Origin of the sequence: Mongoliibacter sp. (assembly GCF_007692705.1) — a bacterium.
In the GTDB taxonomy this organism is placed as follows: domain Bacteria; phylum Bacteroidota; class Bacteroidia; order Cytophagales; family Cyclobacteriaceae; genus Mongoliibacter.
Map to the genome: position 1 here is coordinate 15,773 of NZ_REBN01000124.1, position 26,294 is coordinate 42,066.

Annotated in this window: 25 protein-coding genes and 1 tRNA gene; 17 read left to right on the plus strand and 9 right to left on the minus strand. The window is 39.6% G+C overall.

The features are described from left to right. Positions 1-7 precede the first annotated feature (7 nt). Positions 8-970 (plus strand): YbbR-like domain-containing protein, encoded by a 963-nt coding sequence (locus EA341_RS06085; protein ID WP_293012336.1) that lies wholly within the window; start codon positions 8-10, stop codon positions 968-970. Further along, positions 963-1,589 (plus strand): dephospho-CoA kinase, encoded by a 627-nt coding sequence (gene coaE / locus EA341_RS06090; RefSeq protein WP_293012337.1) that lies wholly within the window; start codon positions 963-965, stop codon positions 1,587-1,589. The genes EA341_RS06085 and coaE overlap by 8 nt, the downstream gene beginning before the upstream one ends. Here the strand turns inward: coaE and EA341_RS06095 are convergent. Both EA341_RS06095 and EA341_RS06100 read right to left on the minus strand, forming a co-directional pair. Beyond that, complete coding sequence (locus EA341_RS06095) at positions 1,574-1,816, minus strand: hypothetical protein (protein WP_293012338.1); 243 nt, start codon at positions 1,814-1,816, stop codon at positions 1,574-1,576. The two genes, coaE and EA341_RS06095, sit on opposite strands and share 16 nt — an antisense overlap. Next, on the minus strand, positions 1,813-2,784 hold the full coding sequence (locus EA341_RS06100) for a tetratricopeptide repeat protein (protein ID WP_293012339.1): 972 nt from the start codon (positions 2,782-2,784) through the stop codon (positions 1,813-1,815). Before EA341_RS06100 ends, EA341_RS06095 begins: the two co-directional genes overlap by 4 nt. Before the next feature lie 81 nt (positions 2,785-2,865). Between EA341_RS06100 and EA341_RS06105 the strand changes: the two genes are divergently transcribed. The 8 genes from EA341_RS06105 (at position 2,866) to EA341_RS06140 (ending at position 9,088) form a co-directional block, all read left to right on the plus strand. Further along, positions 2,866-3,360 (plus strand): C40 family peptidase, encoded by a 495-nt coding sequence (locus tag EA341_RS06105; protein ID WP_293012340.1) that lies wholly within the window; start codon positions 2,866-2,868, stop codon positions 3,358-3,360. Between the two features lie 201 nt (positions 3,361-3,561). Beyond that, positions 3,562-5,064 carry a F0F1 ATP synthase subunit beta gene (gene atpD, locus EA341_RS06110; RefSeq protein ID WP_293012341.1) on the plus strand — a complete coding sequence of 501 codons (1,503 nt, stop codon included), beginning with the start codon at positions 3,562-3,564 and terminating at the stop codon, positions 5,062-5,064. 40 nt (positions 5,065-5,104) lie between these two features. Then, positions 5,105-5,353 carry an ATP synthase F1 subunit epsilon gene (atpC, locus tag EA341_RS06115; RefSeq protein ID WP_293012342.1) on the plus strand — a complete coding sequence of 83 codons (249 nt, stop codon included), beginning with the start codon at positions 5,105-5,107 and terminating at the stop codon, positions 5,351-5,353. 128 nt (positions 5,354-5,481) lie between these two features. Then, entirely contained in the window at positions 5,482-5,676 is a 195-nt protein-coding gene (gene rpsU / locus EA341_RS06120) for a 30S ribosomal protein S21 (RefSeq protein WP_106132905.1), read from the plus strand. A 156-nt stretch (positions 5,677-5,832) separates the two neighbouring features. Further along, positions 5,833-6,468 (plus strand): DUF6624 domain-containing protein, encoded by a 636-nt coding sequence (locus EA341_RS06125; RefSeq protein WP_293012343.1) that lies wholly within the window; start codon positions 5,833-5,835, stop codon positions 6,466-6,468. An 89-nt stretch (positions 6,469-6,557) separates the two neighbouring features. Next, on the plus strand, positions 6,558-7,442 hold the full coding sequence (locus EA341_RS06130) for a tyrosine-type recombinase/integrase (RefSeq protein ID WP_293012344.1): 885 nt from the start codon (positions 6,558-6,560) through the stop codon (positions 7,440-7,442). A 28-nt stretch (positions 7,443-7,470) separates the two neighbouring features. Then, entirely contained in the window at positions 7,471-7,776 is a 306-nt protein-coding gene (gene raiA, locus EA341_RS06135; RefSeq protein WP_293012345.1) for a ribosome-associated translation inhibitor RaiA, read from the plus strand. Positions 7,777-8,128: 352 nt separating this feature from the next. Continuing rightward, positions 8,129-9,088 (plus strand): phytanoyl-CoA dioxygenase family protein, encoded by a 960-nt coding sequence (locus EA341_RS06140; protein WP_293012346.1) that lies wholly within the window; start codon positions 8,129-8,131, stop codon positions 9,086-9,088. Positions 9,089-9,213: 125 nt separating this feature from the next. Here the strand turns inward: EA341_RS06140 and EA341_RS06145 are convergent, their stop codons facing one another. The 3 genes from EA341_RS06145 to EA341_RS06155 form a co-directional block, all read right to left on the minus strand. After that, positions 9,214-10,200, minus strand: a complete 987-nt coding sequence (locus EA341_RS06145; protein ID WP_293012347.1) for a TIM barrel protein — start codon at positions 10,198-10,200, stop codon at positions 9,214-9,216. 128 nt (positions 10,201-10,328) lie between these two features. Further along, entirely contained in the window at positions 10,329-11,567 is a 1,239-nt protein-coding gene (locus EA341_RS06150) for a M56 family metallopeptidase (protein WP_293012348.1), read from the minus strand. Then, positions 11,564-11,938 (minus strand): BlaI/MecI/CopY family transcriptional regulator, encoded by a 375-nt coding sequence (locus tag EA341_RS06155; protein ID WP_293012350.1) that lies wholly within the window; start codon positions 11,936-11,938, stop codon positions 11,564-11,566. Before EA341_RS06155 ends, EA341_RS06150 begins: the two co-directional genes overlap by 4 nt. A gap of 526 nt (positions 11,939-12,464) precedes the next feature. On the opposite strand from EA341_RS06155, the gene rpsA reads away from it, so the two are divergent. From rpsA to EA341_RS06180, 5 genes are all read left to right on the plus strand, one after another. Continuing rightward, positions 12,465-14,228: a 30S ribosomal protein S1 gene (gene rpsA, locus EA341_RS06160; protein WP_293012352.1), complete on the plus strand. Its 1,764-nt coding sequence runs from the start codon at positions 12,465-12,467 to the stop codon at positions 14,226-14,228. 146 nt (positions 14,229-14,374) lie between these two features. Continuing rightward, positions 14,375-15,559 carry a hypothetical protein gene (locus EA341_RS06165; protein ID WP_293012353.1) on the plus strand — a complete coding sequence of 395 codons (1,185 nt, stop codon included), beginning with the start codon at positions 14,375-14,377 and terminating at the stop codon, positions 15,557-15,559. Then, on the plus strand, positions 15,556-16,692 hold the full coding sequence (locus tag EA341_RS06170) for a hypothetical protein (protein ID WP_293012354.1): 1,137 nt from the start codon (positions 15,556-15,558) through the stop codon (positions 16,690-16,692). The genes EA341_RS06165 and EA341_RS06170 overlap by 4 nt, the downstream gene beginning before the upstream one ends. A gap of 105 nt (positions 16,693-16,797) precedes the next feature. Continuing rightward, positions 16,798-17,403 carry a hypothetical protein gene (locus EA341_RS06175; protein WP_293012355.1) on the plus strand — a complete coding sequence of 202 codons (606 nt, stop codon included), beginning with the start codon at positions 16,798-16,800 and terminating at the stop codon, positions 17,401-17,403. A 2-nt stretch (positions 17,404-17,405) separates the two neighbouring features. After that, positions 17,406-17,768, plus strand: a complete 363-nt coding sequence (locus EA341_RS06180; RefSeq protein ID WP_293012356.1) for a hypothetical protein — start codon at positions 17,406-17,408, stop codon at positions 17,766-17,768. Positions 17,769-17,772: 4 nt separating this feature from the next. On the opposite strand, the gene EA341_RS06185 is transcribed toward EA341_RS06180, so the two are convergent. From EA341_RS06185 to EA341_RS06200, 4 genes are all read right to left on the minus strand, one after another. After that, entirely contained in the window at positions 17,773-19,995 is a 2,223-nt protein-coding gene (locus EA341_RS06185) for a molybdopterin cofactor-binding domain-containing protein (RefSeq protein WP_293012357.1), read from the minus strand. Positions 19,996-19,998: 3 nt separating this feature from the next. Then, positions 19,999-20,466 carry a (2Fe-2S)-binding protein gene (locus tag EA341_RS06190; RefSeq protein WP_293012358.1) on the minus strand — a complete coding sequence of 156 codons (468 nt, stop codon included), beginning with the start codon at positions 20,464-20,466 and terminating at the stop codon, positions 19,999-20,001. 109 nt (positions 20,467-20,575) lie between these two features. Continuing rightward, positions 20,576-21,151 (minus strand): hypothetical protein, encoded by a 576-nt coding sequence (locus EA341_RS06195; protein ID WP_293012359.1) that lies wholly within the window; start codon positions 21,149-21,151, stop codon positions 20,576-20,578. A gap of 313 nt (positions 21,152-21,464) precedes the next feature. Beyond that, positions 21,465-21,538: transfer RNA gene (locus tag EA341_RS06200), tRNA-Cys, on the minus strand. 368 nt (positions 21,539-21,906) lie between these two features. On the opposite strand from EA341_RS06200, the gene EA341_RS06205 reads away from it, so the two are divergent. Both EA341_RS06205 and EA341_RS06210 read left to right on the plus strand, forming a co-directional pair. After that, positions 21,907-23,169 carry a c-type cytochrome gene (locus EA341_RS06205; protein WP_293012360.1) on the plus strand — a complete coding sequence of 421 codons (1,263 nt, stop codon included), beginning with the start codon at positions 21,907-21,909 and terminating at the stop codon, positions 23,167-23,169. Between the two features lie 38 nt (positions 23,170-23,207). Continuing rightward, positions 23,208-26,288, plus strand: coding sequence for a TAT-variant-translocated molybdopterin oxidoreductase (locus tag EA341_RS06210; RefSeq protein WP_293012361.1), 3,081 nt, complete (start codon positions 23,208-23,210; stop codon positions 26,286-26,288). The last annotated feature ends 6 nt before the right edge of the window (positions 26,289-26,294 follow it).

The following is a 26,294-nucleotide window of genomic DNA, read 5'->3' on the forward strand; positions in this document are numbered from 1 at the left end:
ATCCATCTTGGCTACAATCAAAAAACGATTTTCCAATCTTTCTCCTCAGAAGATTGCAAACCTTAAAGTGGCGGCACTGTGTTTTTTCGCAGCCGCCACTTTTTGGGTTTTAAATGCGCTCAATAAGGATAATTATACTACGGTTGTAGAATACCCGATTGAGATTGTCTTCGATCCGGAAGAATTCATGCCTGTTGAGAAATTGCCAAACAGGATAAATGTAGAAGTGAATGGAAACGGCTGGGATTTGTTACGTAAATATTTTAAAGTAAACGAAGCCCCTTTTTTGATTGAAATCAATAATCCTTCGACTAAAAACTACATACTGACCTCCGAAATCAGAAGGGGTCTTGCAGAGTCGATCAACCCCACCAACTTGGTTTCTATGGTCACTGACACTATTACATTCAAAATTGACAAAATAGTTACTCGGAAAATCAAGGTTCAAATTGATACCACAGCAACAACACTTGCTAGAAATTATAGGATTGCAGGAGACATAGAGCTTGATCCGAATATTGTCAATATAAAAGGACCAACTTCTATGTTACAAAAGTTAGACGGTACTGTTTCAGTGCTTTTAGGTGAGGATAGAATCAACAAAAATTTTAACAAGATCCTTCCTATTGAACTCTCAGATGAATTGAGGGAGTTCTTGACACTTGAAGAGGAGAGTGTACATGTAAAGTTTGACGTATACCAAATGTTGGAAGGTAACAAGAGGTTGAAAATCAAAAAGTTGAACTTCCCAAATAATGTATCTCTGGTCGAAGAGCCTACTATTGTTATGAGGTATAGGATAGATGAAAGAAGGGTTGATGAACTGAATAATTTTGAATTTGAGGGAGTTTTAAATTATTACAATAGAAACAGGTCAGACAGCACTGTGGCTGTTCAGGTAAATCCCAAACCTTCTTTTTTGCAAAATATTGAAATAGAACCCTCTGTGCTAAGGTTGAAATATGAGTAAAAATACAGTCATGACAGTTGGTATTACCGGAGGTATAGGGTCAGGAAAAACCACCGTTACCAAAATTTTTTCAATTCTGGGTATTCCAGTTTATTATGCAGATGACAGAGGAAAATGGCTCTTGAGCAATGACCCTGAACTCATCGTTAAAATTAAAGAGAATTTTGGAGAGGAAAGTTATTCCGCTTCTGGTGAACTTAATCGGCAATACTTGGCAAAATCAGTTTTTGGAGATCCCGTAAAAACTGAAAAGATAAACAGCTTGGTACATCCTGCTGTAGCGAAAGACTTTGAAAGCTGGGTGTCACTTCAAACCGCCCCATATATTCTAAAGGAAGCGGCTTTGCTTTTTGAGACTGGGTCCTATAAACAACTTAGAAAAGTGATCAATGTAAGTGCTCCTTTAAAAATCCGGATCACAAGAATTCGCTTAAGAGATCCTCAGAGAACAGAGCAGCAGATCAATGATATTATAGACAAGCAGTTGCCTGATGAAGAGAAAAACGAGATGGCTGATTTTGTAATCAAAAATTCGGAGAATAAGCTTTTAATACCTCAGGTTTTAAAAATCCACCACGCACTTTTGGAGTTGTCTGAACAAATTCAAATAGATAACTGAATTTGGTCAAGGTAAAACTTCATACGGGAGTGATCTCTGTTCAAAAAGTCGATGTTATCAATTTTGTCCAGTTTGTGGTTATAAAAAACTTCCACGTATTCATTTCCTAGCAAGTAAAGGTTGACCTTGTGTGAGTAATATCTTATAGCCACCACAAAAGTGCCTTCAGTGTATAGCACCCCGATTTTCTTATGTAGCGGTAAATTTCTGAAATCCTCTCTGCTCATTCTTTCAATTTTGCTAATTCCATTTCAGATGCAATATAACCAAAAGCCGACCAATATCCAGTATCGAGTACATTCTGGAATATCTTCTCAGCCTGTACGGTATCGCCTTTAGTCAGGTAATAATTCCCAAGACCATAGCCTTGGGTGACATATTGTAACCTTTGGTCTTGTTCATTGGCGTCTACGTTAAGTAAGTTTTCAGGAGCTACCTGGCCTTTATACATCATGATTCTTTTATAATACGCATCATTTTCAATAATGGTCATATTTGGTGTAACTACAGCAATAGCTTCAATAGCCTCAGCAATTTTTCCCATTTTCATCAAAGTCATATAATACCAGTCCAAAGTAGCCACCAAAAGGTCATCATTGTCAGAAACCTTGAGGCACTCTGTATAGGCCTCTAGGGCTTTTTCCCAATCTCCTTTGAGGTAGTGAGCTAAGCCGAGGTGATACCAGACATTGAATTGGATATTGGAAAGTGGAATATTCAATTTATTTGGCATGCCATCTTCCTCTATGATCAACTCTTTGCCCTCCATTAGTATTACTGCTTTTTCAAAATCTTCTATAGCCTGGTCAAATTTTCTTACCGATACTAACCTGTGACCTCTATGCCTTAGGGGTTCGAAGGCTTCAGGGTACTCCTTAATAGCTTTGGTAAATGTCCTTATAGCCAAATCATGCCTCCCCAGGTATGCTTCTCTTCGGCCAATCCAGATTAGGTTTTCCATTGAAGGTTCTTCCGAATATTTTTTTTCAGCCGCCTGCAGTTGACGTATTTGTTCATCCTGAGTGGTTGAATCTATCTTAGAAATAAGGGTGTCTCCGAGCATGCTTACACCCTGTACCACTGCAGCACTCTCTGAATGATAGCCTGTAGAGACTGATGAAACATTGTTTGATGGTGTGCTACACGAAAAAACAGCGATAACAAAACTGAAATGTATAGATTTTCTGATGTTCATAGTGTTAATTTATGGGGTCAAAAGATCATGTAAGACTTAAAAATAAACTTACAACTGAATATAACTATATTTCATTCAAATATGAATTATTCCAAAGTGGAAATTACTTTAAAGTTTTCCTATTATTTAGTATTGTTATTACTCGTTTCTATTTTTTTCACTTCCTGTGCTTCAAGTAAAAAAGTTAAAAATCGTGAAGCTGAAACCGTTATTGCCACAGCGAGGTCTTACAGGGGGACTCCGTATAGGTATGGAGGGACCACACGTTCAGGGATTGATTGTTCGGCGCTTATTTATCATGCCTATGCAAGTGTGGGTATCAATATGCCACGAACATCAGATGCTCAAAGCAAGTTGGGGAAGAATGTGTCAGGCAGGAATCTGCAAAAAGGAGATTTATTGTTTTTTGCCACAGGTAAAAAAAGGAGAAGAGTAAGTCATGCAGGGATTGTGACGGATGTACAAAGAGGAAGGGTTATATTTATACATTCATCTACTTCACTTGGTGTCACCGAAGATAATCTTGCCAATCCCTATTGGAACAAGACCTTTCTATTTGCAAAGAGGATACTTTAGATTATAGTAAGGCTAAACTCTAAACTTTTGATTTTGATTGATTTCCATTTTAAATATTGAAATAGGAGCTTAGCAAAGGAAAAAATAAAAAAAGGATAAATACAGGGATTAATTTTCCAAACATCCTTTGGTATTAAGCATTAATAATTAATTTTGCAACCAAATTCAAAAAGCATCAATCCTTTTTACAATAAAATACAAATGGCAAATATTGGTAAGATAACTCAGGTAATTGGTCCCGTTGTGGATATCTCTTTCGAGGGAGGAAAATTACCTAACATTCTGGATGCATTGACAGTCACAAGAGATGACGGTCACCAAGTGATCTTGGAAGTTCAGCAGCATCTAGGTGAAGATAGGGTAAGAACAATCGCAATGGACGCTACAGAGGGACTTGTAAGGGGTCAGGCAGCAGTCGACAACGAAGCTCCAATCTCTGTACCGACTGGAGAGGCTATCAAAGGTCGACTATTCAATGTGATCGGTCAGGCCATAGATGGTCTACCTGAGGTGAAATCTGCCAAAAGATTGCCTATTCATAGATCTGCTCCAAAATTTGAGGACCTTTCCACTTCTACTGAAGTTTTGTTTACAGGTATCAAAGTGATCGATTTGATCGAGCCTTATGCAAAAGGTGGTAAAATCGGGCTTTTCGGTGGTGCTGGTGTAGGAAAGACAGTATTGATTCAGGAATTGATCAACAATATTGCAAAAGCATACTCAGGTCTTTCTGTATTTGCAGGTGTAGGTGAAAGAACACGTGAAGGTAATGACCTTTTGAGGGAAATGATCGAATCAGGGATTGTAACTTATGGTGACGAATTTCTGCATACCCTTGAAGAAGAAGGTGGTTGGGATCTTTCCAAAGTAGATTTGAAAAAATTGGAAGAGTCGAAAGCTACTTTCGTCTTTGGCCAAATGAACGAGCCTCCTGGGGCACGTGCAAGAGTGGCCTTGACAGGTTTGACACTTGCCGAATATTACAGAGATGGTGAAGGAGATGGTGCTGGTAAAGATATCCTTTTCTTTATTGACAATATCTTTAGATTTACTCAGGCTGGTTCAGAAGTATCAGCACTTCTTGGGCGTATGCCTTCAGCTGTAGGTTATCAGCCTACTCTGGCTACAGAGATGGGTTCCATGCAGGAGAGAATTACCTCTACCAAAAACGGTTCAATTACATCCGTTCAGGCAGTTTATGTACCTGCGGATGATTTGACTGACCCTGCTCCTGCAACAACTTTCGCCCACTTGGATGCTACCACAGTACTTTCAAGGAAAATTTCCGAGCTAGGCATCTACCCGGCAGTGGATCCTTTGGATTCCACATCCAGAATTTTGTCTCCGGATATCCTAGGCGCTGAGCATTATGACTGTGCGCAGAATGTCAAAGAAATTCTTCAACGATACAAAGAGCTTCAGGATATCATTGCCATTCTTGGTATGGAAGAACTTTCTGAAGAAGATAAACTTGTGGTACACAGGGCAAGAAGGGTGCAAAGATTCCTTTCCCAGCCATTCCACGTAGCCGAACAATTTACAGGTCTTAAGGGAGTTTTGGTGGATATTAAAGATACCATCAAAGGCTTCAATATGATCATGGACGGTGAATTGGATCATTTGCCTGAAGCAGCATTCAACTTGGTAGGCTCTATCGAAGATGCGATTGCCAAAGGTGAAAAGATGCTTGCTGAAGTAAGATAATTTAAAAGCTGTAATAACAGTTTAAGCAAAATAATAAGTTATGATTCAATTGACGATTATCACACCTGACCAAAAAATATTTGAAGGAGAAGTCGAGGAAGCAACTTTCCCTGGCGCAAATGGCTCTTTTCAGGTGCTTAAAAATCACGCAGCATTGGTGTCTGCATTGACCAAAGGTGCTGTTTCCTACACGACGAAGGAGGGTAAAAAAATCCATGTGATTGATGGTGGTGTTGTAGAAGTGAATGATAATAAAGTAGTTCTATTAGCCGAAAAGGTTTTAGACTAAATTTAATATAGAATTAAAGAGAGCCCTTTTCATCCGAAAAGGGCTTTTTATTTTGAAATAGTAGTGATAAAATTTATTAATCAATATTTTATTCCTACATTTGCAACCCTGAAAGGAGGTGTATACATATGATCATAGTCAACGTAAAAGAAAACGAATCTATCGAGAAAGCGCTAAAGCGTTTCAAAAAGAAGTTTGATAAGACTGGAGCTGTTCGTGAGTTAAGAGCAAGACAGCACTTTGTAAAGCCTTCTATAAAGAGAAGAGAACAAGTCATCAAAGCAGCTTATAAGCAAAGACTACAGACAGAAGCTAATCAGTAATTGTTTGTTATCTTTTTGAGATAATTCACATCTAGAAGCGTACCTACCGAAAGCGGGTGCGCTTTTTTTATTTTTATCTGCTTAACATTTCTTAAGCCCCTTTCGCTACATTTTTAGAGGGTATCTGGTAACTTAGATTTTCCTATAACTAATTCCATGAGAAAACTTATTTGTATTTGCCTGGCATTTTTGACTTTTGCCTGCGGTACCAAATCCATCGATCTTGTTGAAGAATTGGACTATGATGCATTTGCTATTTCTTTGGATTCTATTATGACTCTTGACCAAGGGGTTAGAAAGAGTTTTATGGAGGCCATGCAATCCGGAAAGGCTGTACCAGATAGCTTATACAAACAGATGAATAGTATTGATATTTCAAATCAATCTTGGTTGTTAGATAAACTGGCAAAATATGGCTGGCCTGAGCAAAGTAAAATTGGTGACCAAGGAGCTAGAGCAGTATTTTTAGTGATCCAACATGCAGACCTTGATGTGATTGAAACCTACTACCCAGAGTTGCAGCGATTGGCTGACAAGGGAGAAGCCCGTCCTGTTCATGCAGCCATGATGTTGGACAGGATGCTTATGTATCAAGGGAAAAAACAGGTTTATGGAACACAAGCCAGCGGAATGCTCAGGGATGACGGTTCATGGGTAATTTGGCCAGTCGAAAATCCAGAGTCAGTCAATGAAAGAAGAAAAGCAGTAGGCTTTCTGGATACCATTGAAGAAACTGCGTCTGATATGGATGCCATCTATAATCCGGCTGAACCTTTACCACAGGGAGATTGATGTTTATCCTGACCTTTCATGATTTTCATCACTTTTCGGTCGGAGTTTCCTAAGTAATTTCATATATTCAAAATAAGTAATCCGAGAATATGCTGGAATCCTTCATTAATTATCTTGAATTTGAAAAAAGAGCCAGCCCTCATACTGTGTTGGCCTATAAAAAGGATTTGGAGCAATATTCTGAATTTGTGGCTACTGCTTTTGAATCCGACGATATTTCGAATTCCAGTCATGCAGAATTGAGGGCATGGGTTATAGATTTAGTAGAAATGGGTTTAAGTCCGACAAGTGTCAATAGAAAAATTGCTACTCTAAGGTCTTATTACAAATTTTTGATGAGATCAGGTATTATAAGCAAAGATCCAACTTATAAAATCAAAGCATTAAAAACGCCTAAAAGACTTCCTGAATTTGTGCAAGAAGGGGCCATGGCTAATGTTTTGGATGAGTTGGCATACGAACAGGACTTCGATGGCCAAAGGGACAAAATGGTCATGGAGTTTTTATACCTGACAGGGGTTCGCTTATCCGAATTGATATCCTTACAATGGAGTAACATTAACCTCCTCGAAGGAAATGTTAAGGTGTTGGGAAAAAGGAAAAAGCAAAGAATTATACCTCTTACAAATTCACTTAAAAAAAATATTATTCTGTATAGAAAAGTATTTGAAGAAACATTTTCAAATATATGCGAGAGTGATTACTTTATCGTTAATAATAAAAAGGAGCAGGCTTACCCTATGAAGATATACCGAATCGTAAAGCATTATCTTGATCTGTATGCCCAAACTTCCAAGCGAAGTCCACATTTGCTCAGGCACACTTTTGCCACACACCTACTCAATAAGGGGGCAGACCTCAATGCTGTAAAAGACTTGTTAGGTCATGCCAATCTGGCGGCCACACAGGTATATACGCACAATTCAATGGAGAAACTTAAGGCAGTGTTTGAACAAGCACATCCTAAAGCATAATAAATGTTCAATTTTAAATTACAAAGTTATGAAACTTCAAATGCATTCCATCCACTTCGATGCCGATTACAAGCTTATCGACTTCATCCAAAAGAAAGCTGATAAATTGGATACATTTTACGACCGTATAGTTGACGGGGAAGTTTTTATGAGATTAGATAAGAATGAGAAAAATGCGAATAAAATAGTTGAAATCAAGTTGAATGTTCCTGGTAAAACCTTGTTTTCAAAACAACAAAGTGATTCTTTCGAGGCTGCGGCGGATGAGGCAGTGGAAGCATTAAGAAGACAGATAAAAAAGTTTAAAGAAAAAGTGGTATTAGCCAATCAATAATTTTAAAGGCTCCGGATTCGGAGCTTTTTTTGTTTACCTACAGTCATTTTATCGTTGAGGCTGAATCATCTTTATTTTTAGAATTGGAGTAAGTAAAATCTATTTTTAGCCCGCTGCTCAAAATTTAGCATATTCCCCTGATTTTTAATAAATTGAATCTTAGAGTCTGCATACCCTTAAGGTTATACCCAATATTCTGAAATTATATTTATCTCTGGAGTCAGGTAAATAAATATCCCAAGCGGATTTCTTACCTGTAGCATTCAAGCATCTTCAAATATCTTCTCAAAATAAAATTCCAGAAATATGGGCGTAAAAATGCGGATTCTCATATTTCATAAATGTAAATAATATGGAAAAAGCCTCAAATCCCAACCCTTACCATGTAGACAAACCGGGAAATCCATCCACTGCCACAAGCAGCAAAATTCACCTCAACGACCGTTCCAATGGAAAACCCCTAAAAGTACTCAGTGAGGAAGATTGGGCATTCTGGGTACACAAAGGCTATATCGTGATCAAAAATGCTGTTCCAAAACCCCAAGTAAAAGCCACAGCTGATTTTTTATGGGAATTTGAAAACAAGGACCCTGGTAATCCGGAGACTTGGTATATCAACCCCTACAATGAAATGGAAATGAAGGAGCTCGTGGGCACGGGTATGGTGGAAGTGTACAATCATCAGGAATTATGGAACAACAGACAGGCCCCAAAAGTCTATGAGGCCTTTACGGATATTTGGGGAACAGATAAGCTTTGGGTGACCATTGACCGGGCAAATCTCAATTTCCCCATCCGCCCTGGACATGAGTATAAGGCTTTTATTCACTGGGACTATGACCCGGAAACCAAACCGCAAAACGTGCAGGGAGTACTTGCCCTCGCTGATCAGACAGATGAAAATATGGGAGGCTTCCAATGCATTCCTGAACTGTATAGAACTTACGATACCTGGAAACTGACTCAGCCAGCGGACAGGAACAGATTTATGCCCGATATCAGCCAATTTGAAAATGATATTGTCAAAGTCAAACTGGAAGCGGGAGACTTGTTGATTTTCAATAGCCTTTTGCCTCATGGAATAAGGGCCAATAGATCAGATAAGGTAAGGATTGCCCAATACCTGTCCATGATGCCGGCCGAAGAAGAAAATGAGGAACTTCGGGAATGGCGAATCAACTCCTGGAAAAACAGGGTCGCCCCTACCGGCTACGCCTTCCCCGGTGATCCCCGTAACTGGGAACAGACCAAATATGGTACTGCAGAATTGTCAGAATTGGGGAAAAAACTTTTGGGATTGGAAAGTTGGTAAGTTCTGTCTTCAGCAATTATAAAAGTACCGGATTTTTGATTATTGATAGTAGCCACTAAGGCTCAAAGACACTAAAGTTCATTCAAAAATCTTAGTGCCTTCGTGTCTTAGTGGCTAGAAAAGAATCATGAAATTTCCTGACCCACTCTTTCCAACAAAGCCTTCGTGGCTTTAATGCCTTCCACTTCAGAAAGCTCATTTCCTTCATATTCAATGCCGACATAGCCTCTATAACCGGCGTCCTTGACGATCTGCATCATTTTATAATAGTCTGTCTCCACACAATTTCCCTCCGCATCAAAATTATTGGCTTTGGCGCTGACTCCTTTTGCAAAAGGCATCATCTCTCTGACCCCTTGATAACGATCATACTCCTCCACACATTCCCCTTCCCATTCGGATTCTCCTGAGCGCTTGATACAGAAATTCCCAAAATCAGGAAGTGTCCCACAATTTTCCATGCCCGTATCCTGAATCACCTTGCTCAGCCACTGTCCATTCGAGGAGTAGCTACCGTGATTTTCCACAATGACATTGATGTCGTAGGCTTTGGCAAATTCAGAAAGTTTCCTCAAGCCATCTGTAGCAGCAGCACCCACTTCTTCGGCAGTGCCACGCCCAAAGGCATTCACCCGGATAGAATGGCAGTCCAGAAACTGAGCAGCTTCTACCCATTTTTTATGGTCATCCACCGATTTCATTCTGGCCTTTTCATCCAGATCCCCTAAGAAACCTTCTCCGTCCACCATGATCAGGACAGACTCCATACCCAAGTCGTTGACCCGCTTTTTCATTTCTCCAAGATACTCCTTATCATTTGCTTTATCCTTGAAAAAGGCATTGACATATTCCACCGCATGGATATCAAAATTGTCTTTGGTGAATTTTGCAAAATCCAGGTTGTCCAGCTCTCCTGCAAAAAGCGTTTTGTGCAATGACCACTGAGCCAGAGAAATTTTAAAAAAAAGCTCATTGACTGCTGCTTCAACAGCTTCTTCGGAACTCTGAGTTCCACCTCCACAGCTTTGCAACAGAATAGGGCTTACAGTAGCCCCAAATCCCAGCAGGCCAAGGTTTCGGATAAAGGTTCTTCTATGGGTGTTGTTCTTCATAATTTGGGTTGGTTGGTTTTTAGAAAAGCAAAATACCTATTTCTTACTTTTAGAACCAACCTTTCACATAAATACAAAAAAAGGCAGAGCAACTCGCCCTGCCTTTAGACATTACATTAAATCAAATATTATTCACTCAACTTAAACCTGATTGGCAACCTCATGCGGACAGCAACTTCACGTCCCCTTTGTTTTCCTGGAATCCAATCCGGGGATTGACGTATGACACGAAGGGCTTCCTCGTCACAGCCCCCACCGATTCCCCTAAGAATTTCAGGATTGGTAACCCTCCCATCTTTTTGGATTTCGAAAACCACATAGACTGTTCCCTCAATGCCCATCCTTTTTGCCTGATCGGGGTAGTGAAGTGTAGAGGATAAGAATTTGCTCCATTCTGGCATTCCTCCTTTAAACTCAGGGGAATCTTCTACCACGTCAAAAATTTCATCAGCAGTTGCAATTTGCGTTTCCATTGGAATATCCAAAGTCTCTGGAAAATCTTCTGTAGTACCGCTGTCGCAGGCAAATACACCCAGCATCAGCGCAATAAATGGGATCAATAGGAGGAATACGGACTTTTGCATCCCCCCTGATTTGTTGGATTTCATCATCATTTGAATTCGTTTTTTGGTTTGGAAATGGTTGAAGTTATTTACCAACTCATTGTTGCTTTCGGTAATCAATAGCCCCAAAAGCAATTTGGCATAGTCAGTTTTAGGGTAAGTGCTCGTCACCTCTTGGTCGGCTTCATATTCATGTACTTCTCTGAGGCTTGCTTCCAAAAATATCCATACCGGATGAAACCAAAGGATAGCATTGCAAAGGTGCAAAAGAAGCAGATCCAGCGTATGCCCTTTTTTCACATGTACGGATTCGTGGTGAACAATGGGTTTTTGATCAAGGTCATTTTCATCATAATAGGGTAGAAAAATGTAGTGTAAGAAAGAAGATGGCTGCAGTTCAGGGTTGACAACAATGCAAAATCCATCCTTGTGATGCTTTTCAGATTGGATAATTCTTTTGGCAGTCAAGCCCAATCCGAACAACAGCATGCCTATTTTCCAAGCTACTCCTGTGACATACACCCAGAAAAGAATCCCAAGCACGGTCCAAGTACTGCCCTGACTTTCGTTTTCCCCAAATTGAAATTCGGGTAAATTATAGGAAAAAATACCTGGCACCAACTGCTCTGAACTACTGATTTTAAAACTTAGAAAAGGAAGTATCAGGGCAAATATGACGGAGGAAAGCAGGTAGGTTCTGTTCCAGCTGAAAAATGTCAGTTTGGCTAAAAAGAGCCTATAAAATCCATATAACAGGGCCAAAGCCAAACTGGCCTCCCAGAGGTAATTGAACAGCTGATTCATGGTGTGTCATTGTTTTCGTGGTCTTCAATCAATTTTTTCAGTTCATTAATTTCCTTTTCGGAAATCCCCTTCTCCTTGACCATAAAGGAGAGCACATTTTGGACTGAGCCATCAAAATAGTTTTTGACCAAGTTGTTGAAACTCTTTTTCCGGTAAGCTTCCTGAGAAATGATCGGGAAATACTCATGGATATTCCCATAGGTTTTATGGTCGAGGTAGCCTTTCTTTTCCAGTTGCTTGATATTGGAGGCCAAGGTGGTATAAGGAGGTCTAGGCTCGGGCAATGCATTCAATACATCCCGTACCAGAGCTTTCTCCAAATTCCAAAAGACCTGCATCAATTGTTCTTCATTTTGTGTCAATACTTCCATAAATCAAACTTAATACTAAGTTTTTAATATTCCTACGAAAAAATCGTAATACTACGAAAATTTTGTAATGAAGTCCCTTAAATGGAGAGTGTGAACATGGTAGGAGTTTGAATTAAAGTTGTTTGTAAGCTGTTCGATTTCTCTAAAATCCTGCTTGGGGCTAAGGATTTATTTTGGTTTATGATTAGAAAATTAGCCATTATGCCGGTACACAGGGTTTATTGAGGTAGGGTTGAATATCCATTTGGCTAGGCAAGGAGACAGGCAATTCCGGTTTTCTAATATTGAAACATGATTCAATTGTAACTTCGCTTACAAAGAAGCTTACCTACATTCCTTTATATACCTTCAAGAATGCTTGTGGTATTTTTAAGGTTAAGAATGCTGTTTTTGATAAATATTTTTACCTTTGCAGTCCGTTCGGGTGAACGGGGTCTCTGTGCTTGATTATCAGCGACTTTATTATCAACCAAAAACACCAATCCGATGACTCTAGGATTGTTGGAAATCAGAGTCAATAATCATTATGTCAAATCAAAAAGATTTTAACTGGGACGATTTCGGAACCAAAGGTTTTGGTGAAGGCTATTCCAAAGAGAAAAGAGCTGAAATGGAGGCCCTTTACGAAGGAACTCTTAATGAAATCACTGAAAAAGAGGTCATCAAAGGTACTGTAGTAGGTATCAATGACAAGGACGTGATCATCAACATTGGCTTCAAATCTGATGGATTGGTTCCTGTATCTGAATTCCGTGACCTTCCTGATCTAAAGATCGGTGACGAAGTGGAATTGTTCATCGAAGAGCAGGAAAACTCTCTTGGCCAATTGGTACTTTCAAGAAAGAAAGCCAGAATGGTCCGTGCATGGCAAGACATCGAAGATGCGCTTGAGCATGACAACATTATTGAAGGTCTTGTAAAAAGAAGAACAAAGGGTGGTCTTATCGTGGATATCTACGGTGTAGAGGCTTTCTTGCCAGGTTCTCAGATCGACGTGAAACCTATCAGAGATTTTGATATCTATGTAGGAAAGAAAATGGAAGTGAAAGTGGTAAAAATCAACCACTCTAACGATAACGTAGTAGTTTCTCATAAAGTCTTGATTGAGAAAGACCTTGAGAAGCAAAAAGCTGAAATCCTAAACAACCTTGAGAAAGGTCAGGTACTTGAAGGTGTGATCAAAAACATGACTAATTTCGGTGTATTCATCGATTTGGGTGGTGTAGATGGTTTACTTCACATTACTGATATCTCTTGGGGAAGAATCAACCATCCGGAAGAAGTACTTAACCTGGATGATAAAGTTCAGATTGTGGTTCTTGATTTCGATGATGAGAAGAAGAGAATTTCTTTGGGTATGAAGCAGCTTACTGCTCATCCTTGGGATGCGCTTTCTGCTGATCTTGAAGTTGGTTCTAAAGTACAGGGTAAGATTGTAAACGTAGCTGACTACGGTGCATTCCTTGAGCTTGCTCCAGGAGTAGAAGGTTTGATCCACGTTTCTGAAATGAGCTGGTCTCAGCACTTGAGAAATCCAGCTGACTTCGTGAAAGTAGGAGACGAAATCGAAGCAGTGGTATTGACCTTGGACAAGGACGAAAGAAAAATGTCCTTAGGTATCAAACAACTTACTGAAGATCCATGGACCAAAGGTGACATGTCTGCTAAGTATGCTGTAGGTACCAAGCACAAAGGTGTGGTAAGAAACTTGACTAACTTCGGCCTATTCCTTGAGTTGGAAGAAGGAATCGACGGTTTGGTTCACGTATCTGATCTTTCTTGGACTAAGAAAATCAAGCACCCTTCTGAGTTTGTAAAAGTAGGTGATGAGTTGGATGTTGCAGTTCTTGAATTAGATGTTGACAACAGAAGACTTGCTCTAGGACATAAGCAATTGGAAGAAAATCCTTGGGATACTTTCGAATCTGTATTCCCTGTAGGTTCTGTTCATAAGTGTACTGTTGTTTCTAAAAACGATAAAGGTGCAGTTCTTGAGCTTCCTTACGGTTTGGAAGGTTTTGCAACCAACAAAAACCTTGAGAAAGAAGATGGATCTACTGTAGAGGTAGGTGAATCTTTGGATTTCAGAGTTACTGAATTCTCTAAGGATGATAAGAGAATTGTTCTTTCTCACACAGCAATGTTCAGAGAAGAAGCGAAAGTTGCTCCAGCTCCTAAAAAAGCAGCTCCTAAGAAGAAAGCTGAAAGCACTCCGGAAGAGAAATCTACACTTGGAGACTTGGATGCTTTAGCTGAGTTGAAAGAGAAAATGGAAGGCGGGAAAAAATAAATTAGACGCAAGACTTAAGACTTGGTTTATCCCTAAATATAGAAGTGGCTGCCGATAGGTGGCCACTTTTTTCCTTTAAATCCTTTGAGGTTTTTAAAACCTCGAAGGATTTCCCTCTTTTTTACAATTATTTTTTAATTTTCAACATGAAACTACACCATCTCTACTTATTAATTCTAATAGTTGCTTTTTCTTGTTCCAAACCAAAAAATCAGGAACTTGGAATTTCTAATAACTTTTCTTTTGAAGTTATTGATTCTTTAGATTTGGAGATTTTTGGAAATCCCATGTTGGTCAATGTAAGTCCAAAGGCGAACCGATTTGTTTTTTATGATTATCCCAGCAAAGAATTTGTCTTTACAGATGCCTCAGGGGAGGTTTTAGGTAAATTTTCCAAGCAGGCAGATACACCAGATGCACATGGATTTCTCTTGGAGTATCCCGGTTTTATAGATGAAGAAAAGGTAGCTTTGGCTGGAATGCAAGGGATTTTCATTTACGATTTGAACGGGACGATGATTGAAAAATTGGCTCATCCTGAAATGCTTAGTGGGGCAGGGTCTATGAGTTTTATAGGGAAAGGTGTCGAAACCATTACTTTGGATGGGAGACCGTATTTATTAAGTAAATCAGTGCGGACAAGGGACACATATGCGGGAGAGCAAAAGTTTTATGACTCTTTTAAGGCATTGGAGCTTATAGATATAGAAAATGCTGATTTCTTTGAAATTGTCCCTTTTGAAGAAGGGAGCCAATTTCTGGACGGAAATGGATATTTCGAGAGTGATTATGCACCTGCTTTAGAGGCATTCGGAGATAAGCTTTATGTTGCTTTAGGAGGAGAAACGCGATTGCTTGTCTACTCTCTATTGCCTGATGGAGCTAGGCTTGATACGATAGTCAATCTTCAAATACCTGGTTTTGGGAAATTGGCAGTAACCCCAAGATCAGAATTTTCCGATGGTTCAGTTACGATTAAAGGTGATACTCCTGCTATCAGAAATATCCATATCGTAGATGGGAAAATACTGATTCAATACTATGGAGGCATTCCAGAAGACAAAATGAAAGAATTAGAAGTACTTTGGAGTTCTGGAGATAAAGAAGAATCTGAAAGATTTTACAGACAAATTGAAAGTGAAGTTGCTCAAGGAGTTCTCGTTTTAGATCAAAATACTCTAGAGCTCATCGGTAACCTTGATTTTCCTGATAAAGTCAAGAAGAGTGGCTTTGCGTCTGGTGGAGGTTTCCTTTGGATGGAAAAAACTTCGAATGAAGAAAAGGAGGAAGATTTTTTAAGGATTTATAAGGTGAAACTATCATCCAAATGATGGAAGCACGCATCATTTTACTTTCAATTTTGGTATTCCTCTATGCTTGCTCCGAGCGGGGAAAAGATTCCAAAAATAGAGTGGATTCCAACGAATGGGAACTTGTGATTTTGGATTCTATTAAGGTAGATTATTTAGGAACAGTAAATGGGGGAGATTTTAGAAATGGGAAAGGAGTATTTTTTAATTTTCAGGAAAATAAATTGATTGAATTTGAAGCAAATGGGGAAATTACATACGAAACATCCTATCCAAAAGATGGACCGGGAAAAGTTGAATACCCGACCCAATTGCGGTATACAGAGGATGGTAGACTCTTTGCCGCGAGCTTTATGGGTTGGTTATATGAGCTGAATAAGGATTTGACTTTGAAGCAAGAAATAAAGCTTCCATTTCCAAGTTTGGCAAATGACGGAGGGGGTTTACTTAGGAATCTTGACTATTGGAATGATTCATTGATCAGTTTTTACCCAGGCAGAGATGGGGCAAATCCTTATGACCCACATTTCATCCGGGATAACTTTCTGTTGGAAAAAATTGATCCTGAGACTGGCAACGCAGAGCCGTTAATCAAAATCCCAAATACTTCACGGTATACCTCGGATAAATACTACGAAAGAGCTTGGATTCAATTTGGTATTTCCGGAAATATACTTCACTTGGCACTAAGCAATGAACCATTAATTCATACATATGACTTAAGCAATGATGGAGCTTATTTGAGTACCATTGATTTTCAGCCTTCTAAATTTCTGGATAATGGAGAGCATCAAGAAAAGTATCAATACATATCCCATAACATAATGCTAGATGGAAATATCCGTCAGTTGTTTCTCACAAAAAAAGCTGCAGTTGTCTTTTACACTGAGGGTATAGAGGAAGATGTTTTTATCCAAAATGAATTGAAAAATCCAAAAAACTTTCCCAAATACAAAAATTTTCAAAATCAGATTCTGAAAATAATCCATCATGATTCTACTCTTTCCAATGAAATCATTGTCCCATACAGAATTGGGAGAATAATGAATATTGAAGAGTTGGATAAATCATTCTATGCTGTGAGAGATGATGAATATCTGGGAGAAGAGCAGGATTATATTACTTTCTATAAACTTCAATTGATCAAAAAATGAAAAACCATGTAGTCGAAACTTTTGGCTTTAAGGAATTTTTCTATTGTAGCGTTTTGATGGTTTTTCACGTCTCCAATATGTAGAAGACTTTAGAAGCATAGACCGATGAAAAAACTCATTTTTGTATTACTCTTTTCTGGTTGCTTGTTTCATGATAAACTATTGGCTCAAACCCAGTGGGAGATCAAAGCTTTTGCAGGGGCATCTGATGCCGCATTTTTAGGTAGCTATTTGGTTGGAGGTCCCAATGTTAATGTAGATAGGTTTCAGGAATTTGGGGTTCGCTTATCATGGAAAGGAGATAGTAAATGGGGGATGGAAACTGGACTGTCTTATGCAAAAGCTATTTTATCATTAAGCAGTATGTGGATTCCAACCGGTAATCCTCCACCAAGACCTTCTAGTTCCGTTATTGTAATAAAGGAACCCTTTGACTATATCAGTCTTCCTGCAATAGTCACTTTTGAAGTAACTTCTTTTCTTACTATACAAGCTGGGCCATTGGTGGGTGTTCAATTGTCAGAATATAGTGATTGGTTAAGACAATCTGGAGTTGGTTATTTAATTGGGTTAAATTTACACCATTACATTGATCGATGGGGGATCTTTCTTCAGCCCAATTTCAAACAACATTCAGTAATTGGAATCCATCAAAGTAGTATGCGGTTGACTGAATTTGGGTTACAATTTGGAGTTGGATACAAGCTTTGATCATGAAAAATTACTTCACATTTCTTATTTTAGGGATCTGTTTATTGGGATGCGAAAAGCATTGGGATGATGCCATTCCTGAGGGAGCCACCCTAGGCATACCACGATTATTCGCTGAGCTCAATGAAGAAGGGAAGATAATACTAAAATGGAACTTCGATAGAATATGCTTCGGGTGGTCATGTGATCCTATTGTAGAGGGAACTCGTTATGAAATTTTTGGAAAGTATCCTGGCGAAAATGATTTCTACGTACATTTCCAGAACAATCCTTTAAGCTGGGTAGAGCAGGGAAGAGGTGTGGCGGTCAGTGGTGTAAACAATGAAAGCATCCAAAAGTTAGTCAAAGTACCATTGCCCGATTGAATTATCAGCTCCATTCCACCTTTTCTTCCTTCAACGGTAAATCTCTGATTCTACTTCTTGTACCATCAAAAACAGCATTGGCAATGGCAGCTGCAACAGGGCCTTGGGCGGCTTCACCTGCTCCTAAAGGTTTTTCTTCTGGACGATTGATGATATGGACTGCCACTTCAGGAGTTTTCTTAGTTCGCAATATTGGATATGAATTCCAGTCTTTGCTTAAAACCCCGTTTTTATCATATTTGACTTCTTCCAAAAGTGTCCAACTTGCTGACTGAATCATTCCCCCTTCAGTTTGGTTGATCAAGCCATCCGGGTTGATACATTGTCCGGCGTCGATGACTCCAGTAAGCTTTTGCAGGTGAAAAGACTTGTTTTCTTTATCTACCTCCACCTCAGCCAAGACAGCAAAATAGGCTGCTGAATTTTTGTATTTGGCAAAGGCAACCCCATATCCAGTGTTGCTTTTTTGTATTCTATTATGGTAATCGGTCTCTTTGATAAGTTTTTCCAAAACAGCTATTGCTCTTGGATCATCCAGGTTGTTTTTTCTGAACTCAATAGGATCCACCTCGGCCAATATGGCCAACTCATCCATAAATGATTCCAATGCGAAAATATTTCCATAGGCTCCCAGCCCTCTTAAAGCTGATGTGCGTAAAGGCCCGTCATAATTGCTTAATCGAAGCCTTTTGGAAGATATATTATATAAAGGAGTGGCGTTGCGGTAAGCCCCACCTGAAAAATTCCCTTTTTTAAATTCAAAAGGTTTCTCCAAATGTCTGGCAGAAATATAATGCCCTGCATCTCCACGGGGACGGGTGCTGTGGGTGTCAGACCAGATTTGTGTATCCCAAGCAAGGACCAGTCCACCTTGGTCCATGCCGGCCTCAAGCTCAATCTGCATGGCAGATCCATAAGGCTCCCACATGTGCTCATCATCACGCATCCACTGTAGCCGTATAGGGACTTCAGGATATGCTTTTGCAATCAAGGCAGCCTCTGCTGAGACATCATCTGCTCCATTATGTCCATAGCAGCCGGAGCCCGGCATTCCGATGCACCTGATATTTTTAGTATCCATACCAAAAAGATCGGCTAAAGTAATTTGAAGAGGGTATACGCCTTGGGTAGGAGACCATACCGTAAGTTCACTACTATTCCACTGCGCCAGTGCACAGGATGGGCCGGTAGAACCATGCATGTGATAAGGCTTATAGTAAGTTGATTTTAGCTTAATGGGAGATTGTCGTATTTTTTGAATTATACCAGGACTATCCTCAACAAGCTCAGTTGCTTTTGAGCTTTTTTTCATATCATCAAAAAGTTGTTCGGGAAGTATTTTGATGCTTTCTATTTCCCACTCAGTAAGTTCTTTGAGCTTTTGCCAAGCCTTCACTGCTTGATATTCCCTCTTGGCTATTACAGCCAGGAAATTTCCATCCTGAATTGTCTTCAGTACTCCAGGCATGGCATTGACAGAAGCGATATCTGTTTTGATGATTTTTGATGAATAGGATGGAGGATGGAGAACACGCGCATGTACCATATTGGCCAGCCTTAAATCGTGTACAAAATGGGCTGCACCCTGAACCATATTTTTGATATCTTCTCTGGGAATTGCTTTTCCAACTATCTGATGCTCTTTAGGGTCTTTAAATTTAGCATTTCCTGTCACCTTTGCTTCGTAAAAATTACCATCCAATAATTCCCAATAACTTGTTTTACGGTCCTGAGGTCCATAAATCACTCCGTTTTCTATTCTGAGATCTTTGGCTTCTACATCCCATTCCGAAGCCGCTTTGCCGACCAGGAATTCCCTAGCCTCAGCTGCTGCCTCCCTAATGGCTTTACCACTTCCCTCTACAGAGTTGCTTCCTGCGGTATAACCCTCATTGGCAGTCTGACCGGTATCTCCATTGATGATGTGACAAATGTCCATATTTACATCAAGTTCCTCAGCAGCGATTTGCATCAATGCAGTTCGTATTCCCTGTCCAAGTTCCTGTTTTCCGGTGAGTATGGTGACATGCCCATCAGTATCCAATCTTATCCACGAATCAATCAAGTTCCTACCCAAATGTGGCCTTTCTGGTATGCCCTCATAAGGAGAAATAGCGTAACCTTCTTCTTTTATTCCGCAAAAAGTCAATGGAAATAAGTTGAAGCCGATTAAAAGTTGACCTGTTGTCTTTAAAAAATTACGCCTGTCCGTTTTGAAATTATCCATAACCTAAAATTTGGAGTTATTTTCAGACGCTTTCTTTACTGCTCTGATAAATCGCGTATGCGTACCACAGCGACAAATAACCTTGTCTAATGCAGTCCTGATTTCATCTTCGGTAGGTTTGGAGTTTTTCTTCAATAATGCCAATCCAGCGATCAGCATCCCATTGAGGCAATATCCACATTGTGCAGCCTGTTCTTCAAAAAAAGTTTCCTGAAGTGGATGGAGTCTGTCATCATTGGCTAGACCTTCGATGGTAAGGATGTCCATATGCTCAAAACTTTCACACGTCCTTACACAGGTTGGCGTGGCTTCACCATCTGCCAAAATGAAACAAGTGCCGCATTGCTGTAATCCACAGCCAAATTTCACGCCATTGAGGCCAAATTCTTCTCTAAGCACATACAAGAGGGGCTCTTCAGGGTCTACATCAACAGATTGAGCCACCCCATTCACTTTTAGATTGATTGCCATTTCCGGTCAAATTAGTCCTCTGATAAATTAGCTATTATCAGTTTGGTATCCAACAGGATGAGGATAGATGGACTTAAATCTTTACCGCTAGCTTGTAGGAGAATTTATTTCAGAGCAAACCAAGCGAAATCTCCATAGGGATTTCCATGGAAACTTCTCCCTCAAAAGGAGCTGGCCCCACATATTGAAGGTTCATGATAAACTGTACCCGTGGACTTCCAAAAAACAGCTGGGCAATGGAGTTGGCAACATTGTCAGGTAGAGGAAGACTTACTGGTTCGGTATTGAGTGAAGAAACTGGAGGTACTATTACTTCTACATTCTGCGCAGGATCGTCTGGGTTTGAAAAGACAATTGTACCGCTGATCATACCTTCGTTTTCAAAGGCTTTTTCATTTTCATCTGGGGTTTTTCCTTGAAAAAGCAATAGTACGGACTGAAACTGGATGTCCAGCAATTCAGAGACACCAGTTCTCACCTCTTGTGGAAATTCGTCATCAGTCAAGTCAATATCTTCCTCCTTTAGTATTAAAAATGGGGAATCTTGTGTGTATTGCCCTTCTGGTATCTGGATATCAAAAGACTCTTTGAAAGTAGTGGAATAAGAAGTGTTGAGTAACTCTTCCACCAATTCACAAGAGGTTAAAACAAGTAAAAGCGGCAGTATATAGACTAGTTTTTTCATAGCGAATTTTGGTTTTTTAAACAGGAATTTACCCATATTCTTTAAGAAAATACCAAGTAACTGAGCATGTAAACAATTCGGGTGATTAATTCAAAGGCTTGAATTATTGTATGATTTTTTTGTGGGACAATGATTTTAATTGATTGTAATCCAGTCTCTACAGATTCAATAGCGGAAAGATGTAAGAGCGCCTCACAGAGGTGTATTAATGTAGAGTTGGTGATCAGACCTTTCTGAAAAAGGCAACTTGTAAAGAGCTTTCCAAACTTTACTTGTAAAAAATAAAAGCATCCCATAAAGAGATGCTTTTAAGTGGAGGTCGAGAGCGGATTCGAACCGCTGTACAAGGTTTTGCAGACCTCTGCCTAGCCACTCGGCCACTCGACCATGTTGAAATCGGAATGCAAATGTATGGATATTCATCTTTAATGCAAAAGCAGAGTATAAATTTATCCCTAACTATTTATTTTCTCCTTAATGACTTTTAAAATCCCTAATTGTTACAGTTTATACTTCAGGTCATAAGGGATAGGTACCGATTACCAAATATAGATTTATTTATAATGATTCTAAATTGATTTTGGGTCAAAATTAGTAATTATAAGGTATTGATGACCAAATACTTATGATGGTAAAACGTTTGTTTACAATTAAGGAGCTTGTGTTACCTTCAAGTTTGAAAAATAGAATTGGGGTAGTACATTTGCAATGTTTATTCAAAAACCGTGCATTAAACTGTTTAATTAAGTATAAATATGTCGATCAATCGCTCGTTATCAAGTGTCCCGATGAAAATTAGCACCCTAGTGATGCTATTATTTCTGAGTTTAGGGACACAAGTCTTTGCGGCTCATCCTGATGTTTCCGATGCTGAAGAAGCCATCGCAGCAGGAAAGTCGATTTTCAATGCCAATTGTAGGACTTGCCATAGGTTAGACCAGAAGAATGTCGGACCGGCATTAAGAGGAGTTACCGATAGGCATTCTATCGATTGGACTAAAAGGTTCATCAAAAACTCTCAAGCGCTCATTGCCTCAGGTGATGCAGAAGCAGTAGCCATCTACAATGAGTACAATCAGTTGGCAATGCCAGCCCATGAGTTCTTGTCTGATGATGATTTGTTGAATCTTCTCGCATACATAGAGTATGGAGATAAAGCCGATGCCAGTGCATCAGCAGCAGACGGTGAAAGCGTAGAAGGAGGCGCAGCAGGAGGATCTGGTGTTCCTAGTGAATACCTTACCATAATTCTTGGAGTATTGGTCTTGGTATTGATACTGATTCTTGTTGTTTTAGGATTAATCATATCTATCCTTACAAAGTATCTAAATTCGCAAAAGCTGGATGAAGACGATGAAGTCTTCATAAACCAAAAATACGATTTTGCCAAAGTATTCAGATCAGATGCTTTTATCATTATAGTCACTACGATTGTAATTGCGCTGGTGGCCAAAACGGCAATAGACGAGCTTTATACTATTGGTGTACAGCAAGGCTATGCGCCTAAGCAACCTATTGCATTTTCACATGAGCTTCATGCAGGACAATATGAAATGCAGTGTCAGTATTGCCATACTGGCGTAGAGCTTGGAAAATCTGCAAATATTCCATCAGCTAACATTTGTATGAACTGCCACATGCATATTCAGAATGTTGATGGTAAAGATGGAATTTCTCCAGAAATCCAAAAAATCTACAATGCTGTAGACAATGATCAGCCTATAGAGTGGGTGAGAGTACATAACTTACCTGACCTCTCTTACTTCAATCACGCACAGCACGTTGCTGTAGGTGGAGTGGAGTGCCAGACTTGTCACGGTCCTATAGAAGAAATGGAAGTTGTATACCAACACAGTTCCCTGACTATGGGGTGGTGTATAGATTGTCACAGACAAACCAACATCCGCTCAGAGAAAAATGAATACTACGATAAATTGGTACAATTACACAGCGATTCTAAACAACCACTAAAAGTGAAAGATATCGGTGGATTGGAATGTGCTAAGTGCCATTATTAATATAAATAAATTCAGAACGTACTTTTCTTGAATATACAATGAAGGAAAATAAAAAGACCTATTGGAAAGGGTTAGAGGAACTCACAAACGAACCTGAGTTTGTAAAAAATGCAGATAGGGAATTTCCTGAAGGGCCATCCGCTTTGGGTGGTGAAGAAGGAGCTTCCAGAAGAGATTTCCTTAAGTTGATGGGATTCAGCCTTGCGGCCGCTTCTCTTGCTGCTTGCGAAGCGCCGGTAAGAAAAGCTATCCCTTATGTCAACAAGCCTGTTGATATTAACCCATCCATTCCAAATTATTATGCTTCTACATTTGCTTCAGGTGGAGACTATGCTTCCATCGTGGTAAAGACCAGAGAAGGAAGGCCAATAAAAATTGATGGAAATGAACTTTCTCCTATCAATGGTAAAGGAGTGAATTCTATAGTGGAGGCCTCTGTATTGTCACTTTATGATAAGCAAAGACTTGCGGGGCCTTATATTAACGGTGAAAAATCAGATTGGTCATCACTTGACAATGAATTGAAATCTAAACTTGCTTCTGCAGGTTCAGTGAAAGTTGTTACCAACACTATTCTTTCTCCATCAACGCAGAAGGCACTTGATACCTTCGCAGAATCTGTTGGAGCAGAAATAATCACCTATGATCCGATTTCCAATTATGGAATTTTGAAGGCTGCCGAGACTTCTTATGGAGTTGAAGGTTTGCCTACTTATAGATTTGACGATGCGAAAGTAATTGTCAGTTTTGGAGCAGACTTTTTAGGTACTTGGATTTCTCCTATTGAATTTGCGAAGCAATATGTAAAAGGAAGAAAAATTTCAAGCGAAAACAGGTCTATGTCAAGACATTTTCAGTTTGAAACCAACTTGTCTTTGACTGGCGCAAATGCGGATTACAGAACACCAATTAAACCTTCTCAGTCTGGATTGGCTGTTTTGGCACTTTATAATGCCTTAGCTAAAAAGGGTGGTGCATCTACTGTTTCAGGTGGATCTGTAGAGATCCCTCATTTGGAGCAGGCAGCAAATGAACTTTGGGCAAATAGAGGTAGCTCTATTGTAGTATCAGGATCAAATGATCCGAATGTTCAAATAGTAATCAATGCCATCAATGACCTTTTGGGTAACAATGGTAAGTCTGTTGACTTTTCCAAGCCTTCTTACTTCAGAAAAGGTGATGATGACAAAATGAATAAATTTGTCGCTGACCTAAAAGGTGGTAGAATCGGAGGAGTTGTGTTCTATAATTGTAACCCTGTTTACGATTTTGCCAAAGGTGCAGACATTGAGGAAGGAATTTCAAAAGCAAAAGTTTCAGTGGCTACCAATGGTACCATGGATGAAACAGCTTCTTTGGTTCAGTATATAGCTCCAGATCATCATTATCTGGAATCCTGGAATGATTTTAATCCTAGAAATGGAGAGTACAGCTTGGCTCAACCGACTATCTCCCCATTGTTCGATACAAGACAGGCACAGGAATCATTCCTGATCTGGTCAGGAGAGGACACCAACTATTTTGACTTTTTACAAGAAAACTGGACTTCTTCTCTAATTGGAACCCAATCTGAGGTATCAGATACTCAAGAATTCTGGGATAGGTCTTTATACAATGGAGTTTATTCTTCAGAAGTAGAAAGTGCAGAAGTAAGCGGAAGTCCAGACGTATCATCAGCCGCATCCGCCATAGGAAGAGCATATAAAGCTGATAATACAGGTGCTGAGCTGGCCATTTATTCTAAAATTGGTATTGGTAACGGTACATTCGCCAACAACCCTTGGTTGCAGGAAATGTCCGATCCTATCTCTAAGGCCACTTGGGACAATTACCTTACTGTTTCTCAAAAATGGGCTAAAGACAATAATGTTAAGATGGTGGAGGGAGCCACTAAGAAGGCTAAAATCACTGTAGGAGACAAGTCTTTGGTTTTGCCTGTTTTGGTGCAGCCTGGACAAGCAGATGGTACCTTCGGATTGGCACTGGGCTATGGTAGAACCAAAGCTGGAAGAGTTGCCAATGGTGTAGGGGTCAATGCTTATTCACTACTTGATTCTTCAAAAGGGTTTACTAATTACGATGTTTTTGAAGGCGTAACTGTAGAAATTACTGGTGATTCTTATAAAATAGCTCAGACACAAACGCATCAAACCTATATGGGTAGAGAGTTTGTCGTTCAAGAAGCTACTCTAGCAGATTATAAGGAAGATGCTTCTGCTGGAAGATATAAGCCGCAAGTATACAAAGAGGGCAAGTTTGTAAAGCCATCTAAAGTTTCCTTGTGGGAGGGGCATAAATATAGTCAACACCATTGGGGTTTAGCTATAGATATGAACTCTTGTATAGGTTGTGGTGCATGTACTGTAGCTTGTCAAGTTGAGAATAACGTAGCGGTTGTCGGTAAGCAGGAAGTGTTGAACAGAAGAGAAATGGCCTGGATCAGAATTGACAGGTACTACAGTTCTCCTGAAGGTTCAAGCTCAAACAGCGAACTTGAAAGAGCTGCAGACAATCCTGAGGTTACTTTCCAGCCAATGATGTGTCAGCACTGTAACAATGCTCCTTGTGAGACTGTTTGTCCGGTTGCTGCAACTACACACTCTTCTGAAGGCCTTAACCAAATGACATATAACAGATGTATAGGTACAAGATATTGTGCCAACAACTGTCCTTATAAAGTAAGAAGATTCAACTGGTTCAAATACCACGATAACAAAGATTTCTCCGCAGTGAACGTTGCGCAGAATGATGATCTTGGTAAGATGGTATTGAATCCGGATGTGACTGTAAGAGCAAGGGGTGTCATTGAAAAATGCTCTATGTGTGTTCAAAGAATTCAACTTGGTAAACTGACTGCCAAGAAGGAGGCCAGAAAAATCAAGGATGGAGAGATCAATACTGCTTGTGCTTCGGCATGTCCAACTGATGCTATTGTATTCGGAGACATGAATGATCCAGACAGTAATGTAACTAAGATGCTCAAAATTGAAGAAAACACTATTTCTGCATTGAAAGAAGTGAATGAAGAAAGAGCATATCACGTACTGGAAGAGATCAACGTTAGTCCAAACGTTTGGTACTTTACCAAAATCAGAAATAAGGAAAAATCAGAAGCGTAATAATAA

What these genes read in the sequence shown, in the direction of transcription:
- coaE (WP_293012337.1), top strand. Translation starts at nt 963, where the DNA reads ATGAGTAAAAATACAGTCATGACAGTTGGTATTACCGGAGGTATAGGG.
- EA341_RS06095 (WP_293012338.1), bottom strand. Translation starts at nt 1,816, where the DNA reads ATGAGCAGAGAGGATTTCAGAAATTTACCGCTACATAAGAAAATCGGG.
- EA341_RS06100 (WP_293012339.1), bottom strand. Translation starts at nt 2,784, where the DNA reads ATGAACATCAGAAAATCTATACATTTCAGTTTTGTTATCGCTGTTTTT.
- EA341_RS06105 (WP_293012340.1), top strand. Translation starts at nt 2,866, where the DNA reads ATGAATTATTCCAAAGTGGAAATTACTTTAAAGTTTTCCTATTATTTA.
- atpD (WP_293012341.1), top strand. Translation starts at nt 3,562, where the DNA reads ATGGCAAATATTGGTAAGATAACTCAGGTAATTGGTCCCGTTGTGGAT.
- atpC (WP_293012342.1), top strand. Translation starts at nt 5,105, where the DNA reads ATGATTCAATTGACGATTATCACACCTGACCAAAAAATATTTGAAGGA.
- rpsU (WP_106132905.1), top strand. Translation starts at nt 5,482, where the DNA reads ATGATCATAGTCAACGTAAAAGAAAACGAATCTATCGAGAAAGCGCTA.
- EA341_RS06125 (WP_293012343.1), top strand. Translation starts at nt 5,833, where the DNA reads ATGAGAAAACTTATTTGTATTTGCCTGGCATTTTTGACTTTTGCCTGC.
- EA341_RS06130 (WP_293012344.1), top strand. Translation starts at nt 6,558, where the DNA reads ATGCTGGAATCCTTCATTAATTATCTTGAATTTGAAAAAAGAGCCAGC.
- raiA (WP_293012345.1), top strand. Translation starts at nt 7,471, where the DNA reads ATGAAACTTCAAATGCATTCCATCCACTTCGATGCCGATTACAAGCTT.
- EA341_RS06140 (WP_293012346.1), top strand. Translation starts at nt 8,129, where the DNA reads ATGGAAAAAGCCTCAAATCCCAACCCTTACCATGTAGACAAACCGGGA.
- EA341_RS06145 (WP_293012347.1), bottom strand. Translation starts at nt 10,200, where the DNA reads ATGAAGAACAACACCCATAGAAGAACCTTTATCCGAAACCTTGGCCTG.
- EA341_RS06150 (WP_293012348.1), bottom strand. Translation starts at nt 11,567, where the DNA reads ATGAATCAGCTGTTCAATTACCTCTGGGAGGCCAGTTTGGCTTTGGCC.
- EA341_RS06155 (WP_293012350.1), bottom strand. Translation starts at nt 11,938, where the DNA reads ATGGAAGTATTGACACAAAATGAAGAACAATTGATGCAGGTCTTTTGG.
- rpsA (WP_293012352.1), top strand. Translation starts at nt 12,465, where the DNA reads ATGTCAAATCAAAAAGATTTTAACTGGGACGATTTCGGAACCAAAGGT.
- EA341_RS06165 (WP_293012353.1), top strand. Translation starts at nt 14,375, where the DNA reads ATGAAACTACACCATCTCTACTTATTAATTCTAATAGTTGCTTTTTCT.
- EA341_RS06170 (WP_293012354.1), top strand. Translation starts at nt 15,556, where the DNA reads ATGATGGAAGCACGCATCATTTTACTTTCAATTTTGGTATTCCTCTAT.
- EA341_RS06175 (WP_293012355.1), top strand. Translation starts at nt 16,798, where the DNA reads ATGAAAAAACTCATTTTTGTATTACTCTTTTCTGGTTGCTTGTTTCAT.
- EA341_RS06180 (WP_293012356.1), top strand. Translation starts at nt 17,406, where the DNA reads ATGAAAAATTACTTCACATTTCTTATTTTAGGGATCTGTTTATTGGGA.
- EA341_RS06185 (WP_293012357.1), bottom strand. Translation starts at nt 19,995, where the DNA reads ATGGATAATTTCAAAACGGACAGGCGTAATTTTTTAAAGACAACAGGT.
- EA341_RS06190 (WP_293012358.1), bottom strand. Translation starts at nt 20,466, where the DNA reads ATGGCAATCAATCTAAAAGTGAATGGGGTGGCTCAATCTGTTGATGTA.
- EA341_RS06195 (WP_293012359.1), bottom strand. Translation starts at nt 21,151, where the DNA reads ATGAAAAAACTAGTCTATATACTGCCGCTTTTACTTGTTTTAACCTCT.
- EA341_RS06205 (WP_293012360.1), top strand. Translation starts at nt 21,907, where the DNA reads ATGTCGATCAATCGCTCGTTATCAAGTGTCCCGATGAAAATTAGCACC.
- EA341_RS06210 (WP_293012361.1), top strand. Translation starts at nt 23,208, where the DNA reads ATGAAGGAAAATAAAAAGACCTATTGGAAAGGGTTAGAGGAACTCACA.